Source organism: Psychrobacter fjordensis, from assembly GCF_904845995.1.
Classification (GTDB): Bacteria; Pseudomonadota; Gammaproteobacteria; order Pseudomonadales; family Moraxellaceae; genus Psychrobacter; species Psychrobacter fjordensis.
Genome location: NZ_CAJGYP010000001.1, coordinates 1,246,939 through 1,265,757 on the forward strand (window position 1 = coordinate 1,246,939; position 18,819 = coordinate 1,265,757).

At 44.1% G+C, this 18,819-nt stretch carries 17 protein-coding genes and 1 pseudogene; 4 read left to right on the forward strand and 14 right to left on the reverse strand.

Annotated features, from left to right (window positions below):
- Positions 1 to 164: 164 nt before the first annotated feature.
- The 8 genes and pseudogenes from JMW61_RS05245 to urtA all read right to left on the reverse strand — a co-directional run bounded on the left by JMW61_RS05245 (position 165) and on the right by urtA (position 8,949).
- Positions 165 to 734: a dihydrofolate reductase gene (locus JMW61_RS05245; protein ID WP_201549851.1), complete on the reverse strand. Its 570-nt coding sequence runs from the start codon at positions 732 to 734 to the stop codon at positions 165 to 167.
- A 64-nt stretch (positions 735 to 798) separates the two neighbouring features.
- Positions 799 to 1,659, reverse strand: coding sequence for a thymidylate synthase (locus JMW61_RS05250; protein ID WP_201549852.1), 861 nt, complete (start codon positions 1,657 to 1,659; stop codon positions 799 to 801).
- A gap of 47 nt (positions 1,660 to 1,706) precedes the next feature.
- The gene (gene lgt / locus JMW61_RS05255) at positions 1,707 to 2,591 is read right to left on the reverse strand and encodes a prolipoprotein diacylglyceryl transferase (RefSeq protein WP_110923592.1); all 885 of its coding nucleotides are present in this window, start codon (positions 2,589 to 2,591) and stop codon (positions 1,707 to 1,709) included.
- Positions 2,592 to 2,908: 317 nt separating this feature from the next.
- Positions 2,909 to 3,607 carry an urea ABC transporter ATP-binding subunit UrtE gene (gene urtE / locus JMW61_RS05260; protein ID WP_201549853.1) on the reverse strand — a complete coding sequence of 233 codons (699 nt, stop codon included), beginning with the start codon at positions 3,605 to 3,607 and terminating at the stop codon, positions 2,909 to 2,911.
- 100 nt (positions 3,608 to 3,707) lie between these two features.
- Positions 3,708 to 4,463: pseudogene (urtD, locus tag JMW61_RS05265) on the reverse strand (urea ABC transporter ATP-binding protein UrtD); the annotation flags it as partial.
- Positions 4,464 to 4,561: 98 nt separating this feature from the next.
- Complete coding sequence (gene urtC / locus JMW61_RS05270) at positions 4,562 to 5,632, reverse strand: urea ABC transporter permease subunit UrtC (protein WP_201549855.1); 1,071 nt, start codon at positions 5,630 to 5,632, stop codon at positions 4,562 to 4,564.
- 10 nt (positions 5,633 to 5,642) lie between these two features.
- Positions 5,643 to 7,481 (reverse strand): urea ABC transporter permease subunit UrtB, encoded by a 1,839-nt coding sequence (gene urtB / locus JMW61_RS05275; RefSeq protein ID WP_406947807.1) that lies wholly within the window; start codon positions 7,479 to 7,481, stop codon positions 5,643 to 5,645.
- Positions 7,482 to 7,644: 163 nt separating this feature from the next.
- The gene (gene urtA, locus JMW61_RS05280) at positions 7,645 to 8,949 is read right to left on the reverse strand and encodes an urea ABC transporter substrate-binding protein (protein ID WP_197134962.1); all 1,305 of its coding nucleotides are present in this window, start codon (positions 8,947 to 8,949) and stop codon (positions 7,645 to 7,647) included.
- Positions 8,950 to 9,384: 435 nt separating this feature from the next.
- Here urtA and JMW61_RS05285 point away from each other — a divergent pair, with 435 nt between their 5' ends.
- Both JMW61_RS05285 and JMW61_RS05290 read left to right on the forward strand, forming a co-directional pair.
- Complete coding sequence (locus JMW61_RS05285; protein WP_201549856.1) at positions 9,385 to 11,040, forward strand: DUF4139 domain-containing protein; 1,656 nt, start codon at positions 9,385 to 9,387, stop codon at positions 11,038 to 11,040.
- A 73-nt stretch (positions 11,041 to 11,113) separates the two neighbouring features.
- The gene (locus JMW61_RS05290; protein ID WP_201549857.1) at positions 11,114 to 11,929 is read left to right on the forward strand and encodes an NRDE family protein; all 816 of its coding nucleotides are present in this window, start codon (positions 11,114 to 11,116) and stop codon (positions 11,927 to 11,929) included.
- Positions 11,930 to 12,033: 104 nt separating this feature from the next.
- Here the strand turns inward: JMW61_RS05290 and JMW61_RS05295 are convergent, their stop codons facing one another.
- Positions 12,034 to 12,552, reverse strand: coding sequence for an RNA pyrophosphohydrolase (locus JMW61_RS05295; RefSeq protein ID WP_110923585.1), 519 nt, complete (start codon positions 12,550 to 12,552; stop codon positions 12,034 to 12,036).
- Between the two features lie 544 nt (positions 12,553 to 13,096).
- On the opposite strand from JMW61_RS05295, the gene JMW61_RS05300 reads away from it, so the two are divergent.
- Positions 13,097 to 13,510 carry an OsmC family protein gene (locus JMW61_RS05300; protein ID WP_110923584.1) on the forward strand — a complete coding sequence of 138 codons (414 nt, stop codon included), beginning with the start codon at positions 13,097 to 13,099 and terminating at the stop codon, positions 13,508 to 13,510.
- A 14-nt stretch (positions 13,511 to 13,524) separates the two neighbouring features.
- Positions 13,525 to 13,950: an MAPEG family protein gene (locus JMW61_RS05305; RefSeq protein ID WP_197102016.1), complete on the forward strand. Its 426-nt coding sequence runs from the start codon at positions 13,525 to 13,527 to the stop codon at positions 13,948 to 13,950.
- A 53-nt stretch (positions 13,951 to 14,003) separates the two neighbouring features.
- On the opposite strand, the gene JMW61_RS05310 is transcribed toward JMW61_RS05305, so the two are convergent.
- The 5 genes from JMW61_RS05310 to tatA all read right to left on the reverse strand — a co-directional run bounded on the left by JMW61_RS05310 (position 14,004) and on the right by tatA (position 18,672).
- A complete protein-coding gene (locus JMW61_RS05310; protein ID WP_201549858.1) occupies positions 14,004 to 15,029 on the reverse strand; it encodes a tRNA dihydrouridine synthase in 1,026 nt (341 codons plus the stop codon).
- 76 nt (positions 15,030 to 15,105) lie between these two features.
- Positions 15,106 to 16,605, reverse strand: coding sequence for a UvrD-helicase domain-containing protein (locus JMW61_RS05315; RefSeq protein WP_201549859.1), 1,500 nt, complete (start codon positions 16,603 to 16,605; stop codon positions 15,106 to 15,108).
- Between the two features lie 179 nt (positions 16,606 to 16,784).
- Positions 16,785 to 17,651: a twin-arginine translocase subunit TatC gene (tatC, locus tag JMW61_RS05320; RefSeq protein ID WP_201549860.1), complete on the reverse strand. Its 867-nt coding sequence runs from the start codon at positions 17,649 to 17,651 to the stop codon at positions 16,785 to 16,787.
- Complete coding sequence (gene tatB, locus JMW61_RS05325) at positions 17,651 to 18,346, reverse strand: Sec-independent protein translocase protein TatB (protein WP_201549861.1); 696 nt, start codon at positions 18,344 to 18,346, stop codon at positions 17,651 to 17,653. Before tatB ends, tatC begins: the two co-directional genes overlap by 1 nt.
- Positions 18,347 to 18,399: 53 nt before the next feature.
- Positions 18,400 to 18,672: a Sec-independent protein translocase subunit TatA gene (gene tatA / locus JMW61_RS05330; RefSeq protein WP_201549862.1), complete on the reverse strand. Its 273-nt coding sequence runs from the start codon at positions 18,670 to 18,672 to the stop codon at positions 18,400 to 18,402.
- Positions 18,673 to 18,819: the final 147 nt, after the last annotated feature.

Sequence of the window (18,819 nt, forward strand, 5' to 3'; positions counted from 1 at the left end):
AAATAAACATTATTAGTATGCTAATAATGGAGTCTGACTCCATAGCTGTCTAATCTAAAAGTTTTTTAAGCTCAGCAATTAATTTTGCTGGGCTTTTTTAATTTTGCATATTTGGTTTCTCCTTAGTAATAGTTTATAAATGACAAATGCCACATTAAATGGCACTAGCCTTGCTTGCTTTTATAAGTCACAAATTTAAAACTCAAGTCACTCTTTTCATCATGCATTTGCTCAGATTCTTCTGCCACTTTAAACTCGCTTGGCAATTCAGGATAGAATGCATCACCATCGGTAATTTCGGTGTCTACATGGGTTAGTTCAATACGGTCGGTGTACATCAAGGCATCGCTAAAGACGCGCTCACCGCCAATGACCCAAATAGTGTCTAGATGCGCGCCATGCGCCAGACTGGCTGCTTGTGTCAAAGCATCGTCTAGGTTGTGTACCACGTAAGCATTGTCCTTTCCGACTAGGCCTTTTTGCTCAGCATAATTCAATTGGCTGCTGATAATGAAGCTAACGCGCTTTGGCAAAGGCTTACTGCCCATTGATTCAAACGTCTTACGACCCATAATGACGATGCCTTGTATGCCACCATCATTTTGTTTGGTCGTCATCTTTTTGAAGTGCTGCAAGTCTGCTGAGATATGCCACGGCAGCTCATTATCCTTACCGATACAACGGTTGCTACTGATAGCAGCGATTTGGGCAACTTCGGTGTGGGCATAACTCATAATCTATCCTTTTTATTATCTTTTACAATTTTAAGCTTATTTAAATCAGTCAATCAGACCAATGTTATACCGCAACTTTCGCTTTGATAGCAGGATGCGACTCATAACCCTCAATGCTAATATCTTCGTAACTGAAGGCAAAAATATCATTAACATCAGGGTTAAGCGTCAATGTTGGCAGTGTATATAGCGAACGCGTCAACTGTAACTCAACTTGCTCACGGTGGTTTTGATAGATATGGCAATCACCACCTGTCCAGATGAATTCACCCACTTCTAGACCACAAATTTGCGCAACCATATGGGTAAGTAGAGCGTAGCTGGCAATATTAAACGGCACACCTAAAAATAAATCTGCTGAGCGCTGATAGAGCTGGCACGACAGTTTATTGTCCGCGACGAAGAATTGAAACATGGTATGACAAGGCGGTAAGGCGACTTGATCTGCTTCTCCAGGATTCCAACCAGACACGATCAAACGGCGTGAATTAGGATTGGTCTTTATCTGTTCGATGACTTGGGTGATTTGATCGACGCCATCAGCATGGTAATTGCCGTCTTCATCTTTGGTTGCGCCATAATTGCGCCATTGATGACCATAGACAGGGCCCAAATCACCAGCAGGACGATTAAAGCGCGCCGTCTGCTCTGCAGTAGCCCATTCATTCCAAATTCGTACGCCATTGGCTTGCAAATAATCAACGTGAGTACTACCACTTAAAAACCAAAATAGCTCATAGGCGATGGATTTAAAATGGACTTTTTTGGTGGTCAATAGCGGAAACCCTGACGCTAGGTCAAAGCGTAACTGTGCGCCAAAGTGGCTGAGCGTACCAGTACCAGTACGATCGCCTTTTTCCGTGCCTGTGGTTAAAACGTGTTTGAGCAAGTCTAGATAGCCCTGCTCGTCATTGCTGTTAATCATAAAAATGCTCGTCGGTATTGTTTAGTACACTGATTGGTATATAGCGCTTAATAAGCAGCTTGCTTACCCCAGTCATAGATGCCGCGTTTGTAGGCATAGATTAATAAGATAAAGCCAATAATTATCATCGGGGCGCTTAGCATTTGCCCTTTGGTCATCCAACCTAACAGGATGAATCCTTGGTCAACGTCTGGCTGACGAAAGAACTCGATGATGAAACGACTAACGCCATAACCTAACATGAAAATACCAGTCGCTGCCATACGAGGGCGGGGTTTCGATGAATACCACCATAAGAATAAGAATAGCAATAGACCTTCAGCAAGCGCTTCATACAACTGTGAAGGATGACGCGGCAACAGATACTGACCGTTGACTTCAGTCATTAGCTCTTGGAGTTCAGGATTGGTCTGTAATTGTTGCATATCAGCAGCAGCTGCTTGCGGGAAATACGTCAACCAATTGTAGCCGCCGTCAGAGACACGGCCCCATAGCTCACCATTGATATAGTTACCAATACGGCCAAACAATAAACCCGTTGGTACACATGGCACGACAAAATCTAGTACTTGGAATGGTGTCTTTTTATACTTGCGCGCGAAATATAGCATGCCAAGCATGACGCCGATCAAGCCACCATGGAACGACATGCCGCCTTCCCAGACTTTGAAAAGATAGGCAGGGTTTTGTAGCAATTCACCGAACTGATAAAACAAGACGTAGCCAACACGGCCGCCTAAAATGACGCCAAGTGCACCAAAGAATACCAAGTCGGATACCATGTCGGTGGTCCAGTTATCGCGTTTGGTGCTGCGATACCAAGCTAGGCCGTAAGCGGCAGCAAATGCCAGCAAATACATTAGCCCATACCAATGGACTTCAACAGGCCCAATGGCTAACGCTACAGGATCGTACTGAGGATGAATCATCATAAGGGCATCATAATATTGGTAATAAAGTGCTGACTATAATAGCAAATTTCATTCGTCGAGCATACACAATTGCTATGATGCCAATCAGTTAGCATCGATAAGTTGAACGGTCGATACAGTTCGGAACACATAGGGTAGGAAGCAGGTAAGATGATGGAGGAAATAGGACAAATAGCTGTACTCGTGAAAAGGTTTCGTGATGACATGTCGAACAAGCGCCAATCTTGGTAGCTAGCAGCTTAGGATAAGAACGCTATTTTTAGCATTATCGAGCGTTCACTACCAAGTTGTATTATTACACCTATTATTAAAAGAAATTAGATAGCAACCAGATCTTGCACTTTGTTTTCGACCATCGTGTCACCTGCGCCTTGAGAGACTACTTTGCCGCGTGATAGCACGGTGTAGTTGTCAGCCAGCTCTTCAGCGAACTCATAGAACTGCTCAACCAGTACAATTGCCATGTCACCTTTGTCCGCTAAGTCACGTAGAACTCGACCAATATCTTTGATGATAGAAGGCTGAATACCTTCAGTTGGCTCGTCTAAAATCAACACAGTCGGCTCGGAGGCTAAGGCGCGTGCAATGGCAAGTTGCTGCTGCTGACCACCAGATAAATCACCACCACGACGATGTTTCATCTCATCGAGTACGGGGAAAATATCGTATAAATGTTTGGGTACGTGTTTTGCCTTGCTACGTGAAAATTTGGCCATACCAATTAAGATGTTTTCTTCTACGGTCAGTGTCGAAAAGATATCACGACCTTGTGGCACATAAGCCAAACCTGCTCGTACCCGCTGCTCGGATGACATCTTACTGATGTCTTTATCATTGAGCAAAATCTCTCCTGATTTAATCGGTAATATCCCCATTAGGCATTTAAGTAGTGTGGTTTTACCCACGCCATTACGACCAAGTACCACACTGCATTCGCCGATGGGGGCTGTAAGCGAGACGTCTCGTAAAATATGGCTGCCGCCATAGTATTGATTGATATCGTTAATTTTTAACATGGCTGTCTCCTAACATTCGAATCGTTTCCTAATCTCTAAATGGCATAGCAGTTTGTCAATATTACTATCAACTCAGTTATTAACTCAGCTATCAATGCAGCTATCGACCTAAATAGGACTCAATCACGGCTTCATTGGCTTGTACTTCCGCTAATGTACCTTCGGCCAAAATTGCTCCTTGTGCCAATACCGTGACTTTTTCACTAATGGCATCAATAAAGGTCATGTCGTGCTCGACTACAATCAAGGTATGGTTCTCTTTAAGGCGTAGACACAGCTCGGCAGTATGCTCAGTTTCCGCATCCGTCATACCTGCCACTGGCTCATCAAGTAAAATTAGCTTGGGGCTCTGCATCAGTAGCATACCAATCTCTAACCACTGTTTTTGCCCATGTGAAAGTAAGCCGGCAGGCTTGTTAGTTTTATCTGTCAGGCGGATTTGCTGTAGGGTAGCGTCAAGGGTATCGCGGGTCTCAGCATTGAGTTTGTTGAATAGGCTTCTAACGACACGCTTGTCTTTCGGCGCAGCAAGTAACAGATTGTCCATCACCGTAAAATTTTCAAAGACAGTAGGTTTCTGGAATTTACGTCCGATGCCCGCTTCAGCGATTTCTTCGGTCGACATACTAGCAAGGTTGTGGGTTTGCCCAAAAAATACGCTGCCTTCAGTGGGTCGAGTTTTGCCCGTGATGACATCCATGAGCGTGGTTTTACCCGCACCGTTAGGGCCAATAATGCAGCGTAGCTCACCTTCTTCAATATATAGTGACAGATTGTTGAGTGCGCGAAATGAATCAAACCAAACACTTAAATCTTCTAAATACAATGCAATACCATGACTAAAATCGACGCCTGATTTTTTGGGATGACTGAGACCGTCACGCCCATCAGTATGATCATATTCGGATAGCTCTGGAGTAGGTTGTTCAGTCGATAATAATTTGTCATTTAGCATTATTGCTTCTCCTTTTTGAATCGATCGAACAAGCCCATAATGCCATTGGGCAAAAACAACGTCACGACGACGAACAGTCCACCTAATATCAGTAGCCAAAACTCAGGGTAGGCGACAGTGAAGTAAGTTTTGACCGAGTTGACCACACCAGTTCCTAAAATTGCACCGATCAATTTACCTCTACCACCCGTGGCTACCCAGACGGCCATTTCAATTGAGTTCACAGGATTCATTTCACTTGGATTGATAATGCCTACCTGCGGCACATATAGTGCACCTGCGATACCCGCGATGACGGCTGATAATACCCAAGCAGATAATTTGTACCACAATGTACGATAGCCCAGATATTGCAGGCGGTTTTCGCTATCGCGAATGGCACCGAGTACTCGACCATAAGGTTGGTTCATCAAATGACGCAAACCCATATAAGATACTAACAAGGCTACGGCAGTGACAAAGCAAAGCATAGAGCGAGTAGAGGCAGCGGTAATGTCGTAGCCGAGTAGGGTGGTAAAACCAGTAAAGCCGTTATTGCCACCAAAGCCAGTTTCATTACGGAAGAATAGCAATGCTGCTGCATAGACCATGGCTTGGGTAATGATAGAAAAGTAAACGCCTTTGATCTTGGAGCGAAACGCAAAAAAACCAAAGATGAAAGCGACTAAGCCGGGTACCAGTACCACCAATGCCATTGCCCACCAAAAGTTTTGAGTGCCAGCCCAATACCAGGGCATTTCAGTCCAGCTCAAAAACCGCATAAAATCGGGAAGCGCATCACCTGCCGTTTCGCGTGTTAGGTACATGCCAAATGCATAACCGCCCAGCGCAAAGTACAAGCCATGTCCCAAGCTCAAGATGCCGGCATAACCCCATACGAGGTCTAATGCCAATGCCACCATGGCCAGTGCCATGATTTTACCAATCAGAGTGATCCAGTAGGCCGAAAGATAAAACGGTGAGCTCTCTGGCATAAGATGTAGCCAAGGCAGTATCAACAGTACAGCAAAACATAAACCAATTAAAATAGCACTACGCGGACTATCAGACAGTAATCTAGTCAGTATCATAGGAGTCTCCTTATTCGACAAAGCGGCCTTTTAGTGCAAATAAACCTTGTGGCCGTTTCTGAATGAACAGAATCACAAGAACCAACAACACAATTTTTGCCAATACTGCACCAATGCCAATCTCGAGTACCGTACCGCTAACACCTAGTCCCAATGCAGCTAATACTGCGCCCCATACTTGTCCGACACCGCCCACCACGACGACTAAAAATGTATCAATGATATAGGTTTGACCCAAGTCAGGACCTACATTGCCTACTTGAGCAAGCGCGCAGCCTGCCATGCCAGCAAGACCAGAGCCCAAACCAAATGCCATCATATCGATACGTGCAGAAGGAATACCAACTGCTTTTGCCATTTGGCGGTTTTGGGTGACTGCTCGTATAAATAATCCAAATCGGGTCTTATTAAGTAAGTACACCAGTAGCGCCACGATGATGACCGTAAATACGATAATGGCGATGCGATTGTAAGGAAGTACCAAACTTGATGACACTTGATATGCACCGCTGAGCCATGCCACGTTACTAACTTCAACGTTCTGCGCACCAAAAATCATCCGCACCAGTTGCATCAATATTAAGCTCACCCCAAATGTTGCCAATAAGGTTTCTAGCTCACGACCATATAATGGGCGAATCACGATACGTTCAATAATCATGCCGATGATGGCACTAACCAAAAAAGCAGCCGGAATAGCGGCAAGCAAATACCAGCCTGCCATATCTGGCATATAAGCTTGAAAGAAATTTTGCACCATATATGTGGTATAAGCCCCAATCATAATCAGCTCACCATGCGCCATATTAATCACGCCAAGTAAGCCAAAGGTAATGGCAAGGCCAAGCGCGGCGAGCAGTAAAATACTGGCGGTACTCATACCGGTAAAAATATGACCAGTCCATGTGCTTATTTCAATACGCCGTGATACACTAGATTCAGCGTCGACAAGCGCAGCTTCAAGTGCAGAATCTAAATTATCAGCGGCAAGGGCAGACTCGATATCGACTAATACTTGTGGGTTATCACTATCAGCAAGTAGCTTTACGGCTGCGATTTGAGTGGGTAGGTCACCATTTTTGAAATCTATACGAGCCTGTAATGCGGTTAGCGCTTTTTTGACTTTAGCACTGTCTTCATTTGCCGCTGCTGTCGTAATAATGGCTGGGTCTACTTGGTCAATATTGTCGGCCAAAATATCCACAGCTTGCAGGCGCTGTGCGGGCTTGTCAGAAGCTAGCTTTACCTTAGCTTGTCCAAAAATGAGCGCCGAGCGCAGCGCATTGGTCAAGGTGATTTGTGATAAGTCACTAGGCCAATCCGCCGTTTCTTTTTTATCAGGATAAGTAAATAGCTGATCATCTTTATTCAGTAAATATGTTTGCCCACCATTACCTTGATATAGCTCATCATTGGCAATGAACTCAACCAGACTATCCAAACTCTCAACGGATCCTGGCCAATCACTTAACATGGCTTGACGCTGGCTAAAATCACCCGCCACAAATTGTTGAATGGCATCGCCTGAACTTGTAGAAGTTACTGTTGAAATATTTGAGGTACCTGAGGTGCTGGCTTGAGTAGAAGTAGATACGTTCGCAGTCGTGATCAATGATGGCTCATTATGAGCAGTATCCGTATCATGGTCATGTGGTTGACCGTCATGGTCAGCATGCGCAGAGGTGGTGAAAATTGTTATGAATAATGCAGTCAGAGCAAGTAGCCGCATAGGTATAGATATTGAAAAAATCGCAGCGTGCCTCATGAACTTGCTTGTTGGTGCTTGCTGATCATTACCATTCTTAGATGATATTTGCCCTGAAATGGGGCATAAAGTGTGACGCTGCATATGCGGCTCCCTGTGTTCCACGGTCAACAAATTCTTGACTCTACTGCTTAGCGTACTAAGCAATAGAGGTATAGATATATAACGTGTTGAAAATAAATGTGGAGAGTAGGTACTGGGTCATCGATTCATGCACCTGTCAGCACAAATTTATCCATTGGACAGCCTATTTAGGAATGTACTCGCTCCAAGGCTGAGCTTGAATGACCTCTGGCGTCTTAAAAATCGTGTCAAACTGTCCATCCGCACGAATTTGACCAATCATCACAGGCTTCCATAAATGATGATTGGTGTCATCCATTTTTAATGTGTAACCAGAAGGCGCATCGAACGTCTGACCAGCCATGCTGATACGTACTTTATCGACGTCAGTAGTGCCTGCTTTTTCAACGGCTTGTTTCCACATATTGATACCGACATAGGTGGCTTCCATTGGATCATTGGTCACGACTTTTTCAGCATTTGGTAGGTTTTGGTCTAATGCATATTGCTTATAGCGTTTGGTAAATTCGCTGTTGGTTGGGTTTTTGATCGACATAAAGTAGTTCCATGCCGCCAAGTGACCTTGCAGTAGACTGGTGTCGATACCACGCAGTTCTTCTTCACCTACTGAGAATGCCATGACTGGAATTTCTGACGCCTTGATACCTTGGTTGGCCAGTTCACGATAAAACGGAACGTTTGAATCGCCGTTGATAGTAGAAATTACCGCTGTCTTTTTACCCGTTGAGAACTTTTTGACGTTAGATACGATGGTTTGATAATTGCTGAAACCAAATGGTGTGTACTCTTCCATGATGTCTGCATCAGCCACACCTTTTGACTTCAAAAATGCCTTTAAAATCTGGTTGGTGGTGCGTGGATAGACGTAATCAGTACCCAGCAATACAAAGCGCTCTGCACCGCCGCCTTCTTCACTCATTAAATACTCTACCGCTGGAATGGCTTGCTGATTTGGCGCAGCACCAGTGTAAAAAATATTTTCTGATTGCTCTTGTCCTTCGTACTGCACTGGGTAAAACATCAATCCGTTTAACTCTTCAACCACGGGTAATACCGATTTGCGCGATACGGAAGTCCAACCGCCAAAGATGACATCTACTTTATCTTGAGTTAATAGCTGACGGGCTTTTTCGGCAAACAATGGCCAATCAGAGGCAGGGTCAACGACCACAGGCTCTAGCTGCTTGCCCAGTACACCGCCATTCGCATTGATTTCATCAATGGTCATTAATGCGGTATCTTTTAGAGAGGTTTCGGAGATGGCCATGGTGCCAGACAATGAATGCAAGATACCTACTTTGATGGTATCGCCATCAGCGGCAGGCTCAGTCGTTGTTTCTGTGGTCGTTTCAGCTGTAGTTTCTGTCGATGTCGCAGTTTCTGCAGGTTTTTGACAGGCAGCGAGACTCAAACTACTGATGACGGCTATCGCCAATAGTGAAACGCGTGATTTGAGTTTGCTAGGAATATTCGACTCAACAAACTGAGGGTTGGCTAAAATTGGTAACGAAAACATGGACATCTCCTAAGTAAATACAAAAAATAAAATATTGTTACTTAACAGTGATTAATAGTTCAAATTCCGTGCCAAGTTAAAAAGGCCATTATTTGGGAAACAACAGTACAATAATTAAAAATTGTGGCGTTTTTTCATTAATCTAGTGCATAGATTTTGGTAGGTTGCACCATAAAAGGGAATAAGTAGAAAACCGTGCGCAATATAAAAATATGACGTTAGCTTTGATAGAGACATTTGTTGCTAAAAAGTGTCAAAAACGCTACGGTTATATCTTTGAAAGATACTATTTTTGATAGAAATTGTCTTGCGTGCTTATATGATGGCAAGTCTGATAGTAAAAGCAGCGCTGCTGCCATAATGGATTTTACTTCTAAGGAATGATGTATGAACGCTCATGTAATACAGGCGTCTGTTTCAACAGACCATGGCAGCGCATTACTGCCGCTTAATAAAATGACTAGATGTTTGGTTTTGCCGCTTATGTTTGGTGGTAGTACCGTATTGGGATTGTCTTCGGCGCAAGCGGCAACGAGCAACGTTGAACAAGTCACTATTTATCAAGGTTTGGCAAGCGTGACACGGGCGCTGCCCATTGTAGGTAATGGTGAGCAAACTGTTGTATTTTCATGCTTGTCACCTCATATGGATAAAGAGAGCTTGAGTGTACAGGCGGTGGGTAACGTCAACGTCGGTGAAATCAGTATTGAAGAGCTGACAGGGGAGCAAGCAGCGCAATGCCAATATCAAGGTGATGCTAAGGTGCAGACTCAGCAAAACACTTTAGCCAATATCAATGCAGAATTGGAAGCAGCACGCTTAGCAAAAGCATATTTACAGAATTTGACCAAAGCCACTCAGGTCAATACGGATAGTACGATTGCTAATAATGCGCGTGATATAGAAACTCAAGCGACAAGTATTAACCAAAGAATTTTAGAGATTCAACAGCGTCAGGCGCGTGCTCAAGATGCACTTAATCAGCTTATGTCAGGCAGCGCGACATCAACCTTTAATAATGTGACACAGGTGAGTGTACGCACGGCTAGCCGTTCGCCAAGTACCCTTAAATTGCACTACCAAGTACGCGGCGCAGGTTGGGAACCTGCGTATCAAGCTCGCCTAAATACAACTAGTGAGCAGTTAAGTATCACAGCCTCTGCGATTATCGCCCAGCAGACGGGTGAGAATTGGACAAACGTACCTGTGACACTCAGTACCGTTAATCCCAATCAGAGTACGACGGGACAACTGCCGTATGTGCAGCGTTTGTCATTATATGAAGAGAATCAAGATGCGAGTGTTAGGCGTGAGTCACCTATGATGGATGCTGCTCCTGTGATGATGGCAGAAGCGGCTTACACCAAAGGAGCAGCAGCACCTATGGCACCGCTACCTAATTTTACCGTCAGTAGTCAAAATAAAAATGGCATCATCGAGTATCGCTTACCGCAGCCGGTCAGTATTCCAAGTGATGGCAGACGGGTACGTACAGTGATTGGAAAGCAATCTGGTAACAGTAAGCTATGGATTCGCAGCACACCAAGCGTTGAGACTGCCGCCTACTGGTATGCATCAGCGCCATTTTTGACACCAGACTGGGTCGATGGTTCGCTACAGCTGTACCGTGATGACAATTATGTAGGTCAGTCACGTTATAGCTACCAAATGCTAAAAGAGCAAGGCATTGGCTTTGGTAGTGATCCAAATATGATGGTCAAAGAGCTGACCAATGAAGACAAGCAAGGCGAGAAAGGCGTGCTGAACCGTACGCAAACCATAACGACCACCAACGCCTATCAGTTTACCAATCAGCATAATCGCAGTGTACGCTTGCAGGTATTGGGCAGTGAGCCTATCAGTCGCGATGACAGTCTGAAGGTTACGGTCACTAATACGCCGCCTGTAACCGAACGAGATTGGAATGACAATCAAGGCATAGTAGCATGGGAGTTTGACTTACCAAGCAAGCAGTCACAAGTGATACGCTCAACGTCTCAGGTTAGCTATCCCGCCAATAAAATGCTAGCTGGCAATCAATAAGTAAAACCTTAAACGATGCTCTTTATTTTTGCTAAAAAGCGTTGGTATAACAGATTATTATAAAAGGAATGCTATGTGTATCGTCGCCATTGCTTGGCAGTTATTTGATGAGCTGCCATTGGTATTATTGTCCAATCGTGATGAGTTTCTGGAGCGTCCAACTGAGTCGCTACATCAATGGTCTGATCAACCTATTTATGCTGGGCGTGATAAGCAAAGCGGTGGCACGTGGCTAGGTATTCATCAAGAAAAAAAGACAGGTTTTTTTGAGCAGAATGGTCGTTGGGCTGCGGTACTAAACTTTCGTGATGGCGTGCAGGCAGGAACAGACGAACGTTCGCGCGGTGCGCTCGTAACTGACTTTTTGACAAGTACTATTAGCCCAATGGATTTTGCCCGAAATATTACTTTGCAAGATTATGCTGGCTTTAATCTTATTATTGGTGATACAGCACAAGCCGTCATTGTCAATAATCGCGGTCATGCGCCAACGCCATTATATGCAGGTTTGCATGTGCTTTCTAACGGTCAGCCAGAGGACAGCTGGTTTAAGACGGAAAAACTGCGAGGACGATTGCGCCAAGAGGTATTGCCGCTCATTGCTGAAAATAGTGCACCAGAGTACTGGCAAGAGGCCGCCTTTGACGTATTATCTGATAGTACACCCGCACCAGCAGATAAGTTGCCTGATACTGGTGTGGCGTTTGAGGTGGAGCAGATGCTGTCTTCTGTTTATATTGAACCAGTGGCTTTTGGTAATACAGAAAACAATGTACCTACTTATGGGACTCGTACCCAAAGTATTTTGACGTTGCGCAAAGAGGGCGATATGGGCAAAAAATTCACCGCGAATATTACCAGTCGAGAGTTTGATCATCATCCAAAGTGACTGCATTCGATAGCTGAACAACAATAAAAAACACCCTTGGTAATGGCTAGAATCTTAGCCATTACCAAGGGTGTTTTTTATTACATTATAAATTGAGTGATTTATTACACTATTAAATGATTTTCTTGTTCAGGAATAATCAGTTCTTGCTTTAAGGGAAGCTCGCGTACCAGTTCTTGCAAGGCACGGCGATAAACGCCTCGTTTAAAATGAATCACTTGTCCGAGTGGATACCAGTAGCTGACCCATTGCCAATGGTCAAATTCCGGCTTCCCTTCATCGAAGCGGATATGTTGAGTATTTGCCTCATCTAAGCGCAGCAAAAACCATTTTTGTTTTTGCCCAATACACAAAGGGTGTTGTCCATGCCGCACATAGCGTTTTGGCAGACGATAACGCAACCAATCTTGCGTCACTGCCAACAAGTCTACATGACGCGGATGTAGGCCGACCTCTTCCCAGAGCTCGCGATACATCGCATCCATCGGCGTCTCTCCGCGGTCGATACCACCTTGCGGAAACTGCCAAGCGTTGTGACCAATACGTTTTGCCCACAGAACCTGCCCTTGTGTATTTGCCAAGATGATGCCGACATTGGCGCGAAAGCCGTCTGCATCTATCATGACTAAACCTTTTTAATTTATTTAAAATAGCTTATCTCAACCTAAAACCATGACAAAAATCATAATTATTATAAGGTGATTGTTATCGATATTAGGTCAAAATAAGATTCATTACCGTTATTAAACCAAGAAACAAGCAAAATGTGTAACAGTATTTTGCTATAAAATGTTTCACGAGTTTAGCTGTTTAAAATCAAGTAGTTATAAATAGACTTTTGTAAGTTTATTTGAGAGATATTACAGCGAGGGCAAGTTTCAGTAATGGCGGTGGGATAAGTGTATTAGTACTCAGCTATGATTTGAAAACGATCATTATAAATAAATCATGAATCAAAGAAGCTAGGCTAGCTGAATGTAACTAGAGTCATGATAATAGCCAACGACAGTTAACGACAATGGGGATATAAAATCTCGCTTTGGCTTATGCTACACTAGCAACGTGATATAACTACCAGTACGGTATTAAGGCAACAGGTATTATTAAAAATAAAAAGCAGAGAACCTGCTAATTGAAATCTAATAATTGAAATAAGGAATAGGCAAAATGTCAGAGTCAAAAGCAAGTGTTACGTGGCAAGAAAACAAAGCATTTATGGGCGTGTCACCGTCAGGACACAACGTACAGATCGATGCAGACAAAGAAAAAGGCGCCAGTCCAATGGAGCTGATTTTATTAGGGCTGGGTGGTTGCGCTAGCTATGATGTGGTAGAGATTTTACAGAAATCACGTCAAGCAGTGACAGATGTACGTTGTGAATTGACCGCACAGCGTGCTGAAACCGTACCAGCGGTATATACCGATATTCATATGCATTTCGTGGTGACGGGTCAAGATGTCAAAGAAAAACAAGTCGAAAAAGCCATTCATTTATCAGCAGAAAAATACTGCTCAGCCAGTAGAATGTTGGTACAAGGCGGCGTGAACGTCACTCATGATTTTGAAGTTATAGCAGGGTAGAGGCGAATATATTAATGAATGCACTTTTGGAGTTGGTCTCTAATACCGCAGCATCTGCCATTTCGGCAATGGTGGTGGCAAGCTTACTACCATGGTTAGTATCAATCGTTGCAAAAGCATCTGGCGGCTTTAAGCTCAGAAATAATGCGCATCCTCGCGATTTTTTTCAGCATGCGACAGGGGTTGCAGCACGTGCCAATGCAGCACAGCAAAACAGCTATGAGACGTTGCCTATATTTTTGGCGGCTGTCCTAACGGCGATGTTATTCTTCGTTCCACAGGCAATTATCAATGTATTGGCTTGGCTATATGTGCTGATTCGTATTGGTTTTTGTGTGGCTTACATCACCAATTTGTCGGCTTTTCGCTCGATACTTTGGGCGTTATCAATGGCTTGTTCTTTGATGCTATTTTATTTAGCGATTCGAGTGAGTGTATAACGCTTGAGAGCTGATTTTTATAGCGGCTAGATCAACCAGATATGAGTAGGTGATTATTGTTGTATGCTAGATTGTAGCGCACTGATAATCACTGCTTTATTTTTTTCTCGTTTGATACTATTCCATAATATCTGCGCCTCAGCATAGCCTTTGATGAGCATCGCGAGCCACTGCTTATAGCGACCGACCAATATCACTTCAGTTTTAGCCTGACCTTCCAAAAATTTTATCTGATGGGTGACCATCGCTTTCCACGACAACGTTGCCGCACTTAGCATGGCATCATCTGAACTGCAATCCACACGAGCAACCAAATCTGGACGGGTAACCGCGCCGCGACCTAACATCAAATGTTCTGTATCAGCTTGCGCCATGCAGTTCTGTGCATGTTCTGCGTTCCATATCTCACCATTGGCAATCACTGGAATATCGAGCGCATTAAAACTTTGAATCTTGTCCCAGTAGGCGGGCGGCTTATAGCCTTGGGTTTTGGTTCGTGCATGAATGGTCAGCCAATCAGTACCACTGTCATTAATCGCGCTACGAATATCATCCATTCTACTGGTATCGGTATAGCCCAAACGAATCTTGGCAGATACAGGAATATTATCAGGCACTGCCTGACGCACTGCACTGATAATCTGATACATGGTTTCGGGTTCATCCAGTAATACTGAACCACCACGATGGCTGTTTACCGTTTTAGCAGGGCAACCAAAATTGATATCAATGGCAGGTGCACCAAGCTCGGCAGCATATGCTGCGTTGTCTGCCATAAGTTGCGCTTCGCTGCCTAAAAGTTGCAAATGAATCGGTGTGCCACATGCAGTTTTGGCATCATGATGCAGCTCAGGAACGTATTTATAAAACACATGCGCGGGTAAAACGTGCTGAGTCACACGAATAAACTCGCTAACCGACCAGTCATAGGGACGACCTAAATCTGCCGCAATCTGCGTGAGGATTTGCCGCATCAATGGATCGGTTAAGCCTTCCATTGGCGCAAGGAGGCGGACAGGATTGGCAAATAACTGACGGATGGTGTTTTGACGTGCTTGAAGTTGCTGACTATTATTCATGCTTGTTGTTCACTGCTAAAAGGTTGCTATAACGAAAGATAGAATGAAGCTCGAGATTGGCAGAGATGGAGGATAATTAAGTCTTACCAAAAATCACTTTTTTACCTGTCTGCAATCCTGATATCAAGTCTTTAATATTATGAATGTCTAAGTTGGTCTGGGCACGCGTGCAAGCGACATATAGTAAGCGCAACTCTTCTGGACTTATCTTGACCGCATTGGTGGTGACATCATAATAAAAGTCATCGTCCAACTGCACCTTTCCCCATTCAAGCCCCTTGGCTTTGTGAGCAGTTGAGATGACATAGTCGGCATTTTCGATACTGGTCAAGCTATTAACCGCTTGACTCAATACGTTGGTGCCATGATCATCGACCAATTTCACCAGAGTTTTGAGATCACTGCCTTCATTGGTTTCGGCGTATTCTTGCACATCGCCCCAATTATAAAAGTATGCCAGTTCAGGCACACCATAAGCAGACTTACCATTTTTTAAATTTTCGGCGGCCTGACAGAATTTGAGCATACGGTCAGTGTCTGCTTGTAATGCTACACGGTGCCCAAGCTTGAGACCGGTCAATAGTTGCGACATCGCAGCGGCATTGGTACGACATAGAATGGCGTCTTTTTTGCTGTGTACCATACCTTTTTCAGTAGAGGATTGTTTATTAGGATTGCCCTTAAGCGGTACGTCTTCTTGCAGTGCTTTCAGCAGTGTATTGGCAACTTCTGCAATTGGCTCACCAAAGCGAAAAGACTGCGTCAACAAGGTTTGCGGCAGCGGCAGTTTTTTCATTGCATTGACCGCACCACGCCACTCGTAAATCTGCTGATGCGCATCGCCTACATAGATAACCTGTCTCGGTTGCTGAGTCAAAATCCCCATCATCAGCGGATCTGCATCTTGCGCTTCATCAAACAAAATGAAATCTGCTGGAATGCTCGGCTTAGACAATGCCCAAAGTTTCAGATAAATATCATGCCCGATGCCAGCAGGATGACGCGCATCAATCGACTGTAACCAGCGTTGTTCTACGGCAGGGTAGAGCATCTCACGTAATTGCTCTGCATCTGACTCATCGAGCCAACTTGGAAACAATATATGTCTGGGTGCAGGATAGCTGGCGTGCGTACTACAAAAATTGCTCACGGCATCACTGACGAAACGTGATAATCGAGCCGGCGTGAGCGTAATATATTTGTTTATGCCATCCATTTGCCGACGCACTTGGACGGGCTGCAGGCCCAAATCATCACCAAGACGCTTGGGTGAGAAGCGCGGCAAGGATAGTTTGGCCGTGATATCACGTGCAACATGACGATAGGCAAGCGAATGAAAGGTACGACATTCCACATGTGATGGAAATTTTGAACGAGCATCATTGGCAATCGTTTTATTAAAAGCTAAATATAAGCCGCGTCCGCGCAGGCGCTCACCGATTAATTTTAGCGTTGTGGTTTTACCGGCACCCGCATAAGCCACCACTTTGAATGACTTGTGATCCATCGCCATATTGAGCGCATTCAATTGCTCGTCAGTGGGATCGCTCATATAAGCTGGCATAGATGCGGACATAACAAAGTTACCTAAAAGAATAAAACATGGTCAAAAATGATGGGGGTAAAAAAAGCCACTGCATAGACAATGGCTGATTAGTGACAATATAGTCAAAAGATGTATCGACGATTACTTGAGGCTTAAGTAGCCATATTAACAGATTAGCGCGTTGGCCTGTTTTGAATTAACTGGTAAGTTCATTCTTTGTGCGAGGCCGTCTTAGCAGCTAGAGCAGCGCTGGGTTCTTCTTTGATCAAGATTTTGGCTAAAAACAAACCAAGCTCAAACAACAACCACATCGGAATGGCAAGCATCAGCATCGATACCCCATCGGGTGGTGTGACGACTGCCGCCACGGCAAAGCAGCCGACAATGATATAGCGGCGCTTATCTTCTAGACTTTGAATGGAGACAATGCCAGTCAATATCAATAGCAAGGTGACGACTGGAATCTCAAAAGTTAAGCCAAATACCATAAACAGTTTGAGTGCAAAGCTCAGGTAACTGTCGATATCTGTCATTGGTAGGACGTTTTGCGGGGCAAACATGATAAAGAACTTTAGCACCCCTTTGAGTACGATAAAGTAAGCAAACGCTACGCCAGAATAAAATAAGAATATCGAAGATAGTAGTACTGGAATAGCAATTTTCTTTTCTTTTTTATATAAGCCTGGCGCGACAAACGACCAAATTTGATACAGAATATAAGGCATGGCAAAGAATGCAGCGACAAAGACAGTCAGGCGTATCGGAGCCATAAAGTTGGAGGTGATGTCTGTCGCAATCATGGTTGAATTGGCTGGCAGTTGTGCAACCAAGGGGTCAGACAACAAGTTATATAGCTCGCGTGAAAATCCAACTAACGCTAAAAACATAACCAGTACGGCAACACATATTTTGATTAAGTGTCTACGTAGCTCAATCAAATGCTCTGTGATAGGCATATCAGCCACAGCGCTTAACGCATCTGTAGACTCATTTTTATCTATCGCATCGGTAGTTGCTTCTTTGTCTGAACTAGCGACTTTTTCTTGGCGGCTTTCTTTGCGTTTGAATAATCCCATCAATCAGAATCCTGTTTATTGTCAGAAGTCTGCATGCTTACAGGACTGTTTAATAAAACATCGGCTTTATAATTTGGTAAGTAGGGAGGCATAGGTAGACGGCGAGCTTTGTCATAAGCACCAAGACGGAACCACATGTTTTCCCAAGGTTTGGTTGTGATGTTTTGAACCACTTGATGAGTACTATCTTGGGGTGTCCTGCCTGTGGAGGGGCCGTGTAAACTGTCGTCTGCTTCTAATGGCTGTTTAGTATCTGCTAGGGTCGTATCTTGCCCATAGGCGTAATCGAATTCTTTAGGCGTAACTGACTGACTTTTTTGTTCACTACTATTTTGCTCACCATTATTTTCATCAGCCTTGCCATGTGCAGCCTTACCGACAGTATCATGCGCTGCATTAAATTGTTGGTTTTGAGCGTTTTCAAACTCTTTCATATTGCCACGCATTTCTGCTAGCTCGCGTTTCATATCCGACTCAGTCTGGCGAATTTTGGCCAGCTCTTTTTGCATTTGCTGCCGTGTTTCAGCCAAGTCTAATTCAGCCTCTATTTCAGACTGTAAGGTAGATACCGTGCGGCGAATTTTGGCATACCATTGCCCAGCAGTACGCGCTGCCTGAGGCAGTTTTTCTGGACCTAGGACTATCAAGGCGATTATGCCAAAGAGGAGTAATTCAGAAAACCCAATATCAAACATAATGGTTGAGTGTCACTATCTAGGAACTACAGGCTGGCGAAGTGCTATAAGCATTATACGTTGTGCTTATCGTCAGTAGGGGCGGTATTGATATCGCTATTATTGACGTTGTCAGTAGTTGAGCGATCTGTAGTACGTGAATTGCTATCGTGATCAAGGACGGCGTGCTTTTTAGCATGCTCTGTATTTTCATCTTTGACCGCTTCTTTAAAGCCCTTAACCGCACCGCCCAAATCTTTGCCTGCATTTCTCAGTTTAGAGGTGCCAAATACGACGACCACAACGACCAATAGTATTAGCCAATGCGTAATAGAAAAACTGCCCATAAAGCTATCCTCATGTCTTGGTTTTCAGTCTGTATATGCATACTTTACGTTTATAGCTTTGCGTTTATCACATAGCAATATAGTACACAAAAAGTATCGACATATAATGCGACGTTAAAAGAGCTATATTATAACCTGCAGTTGTGA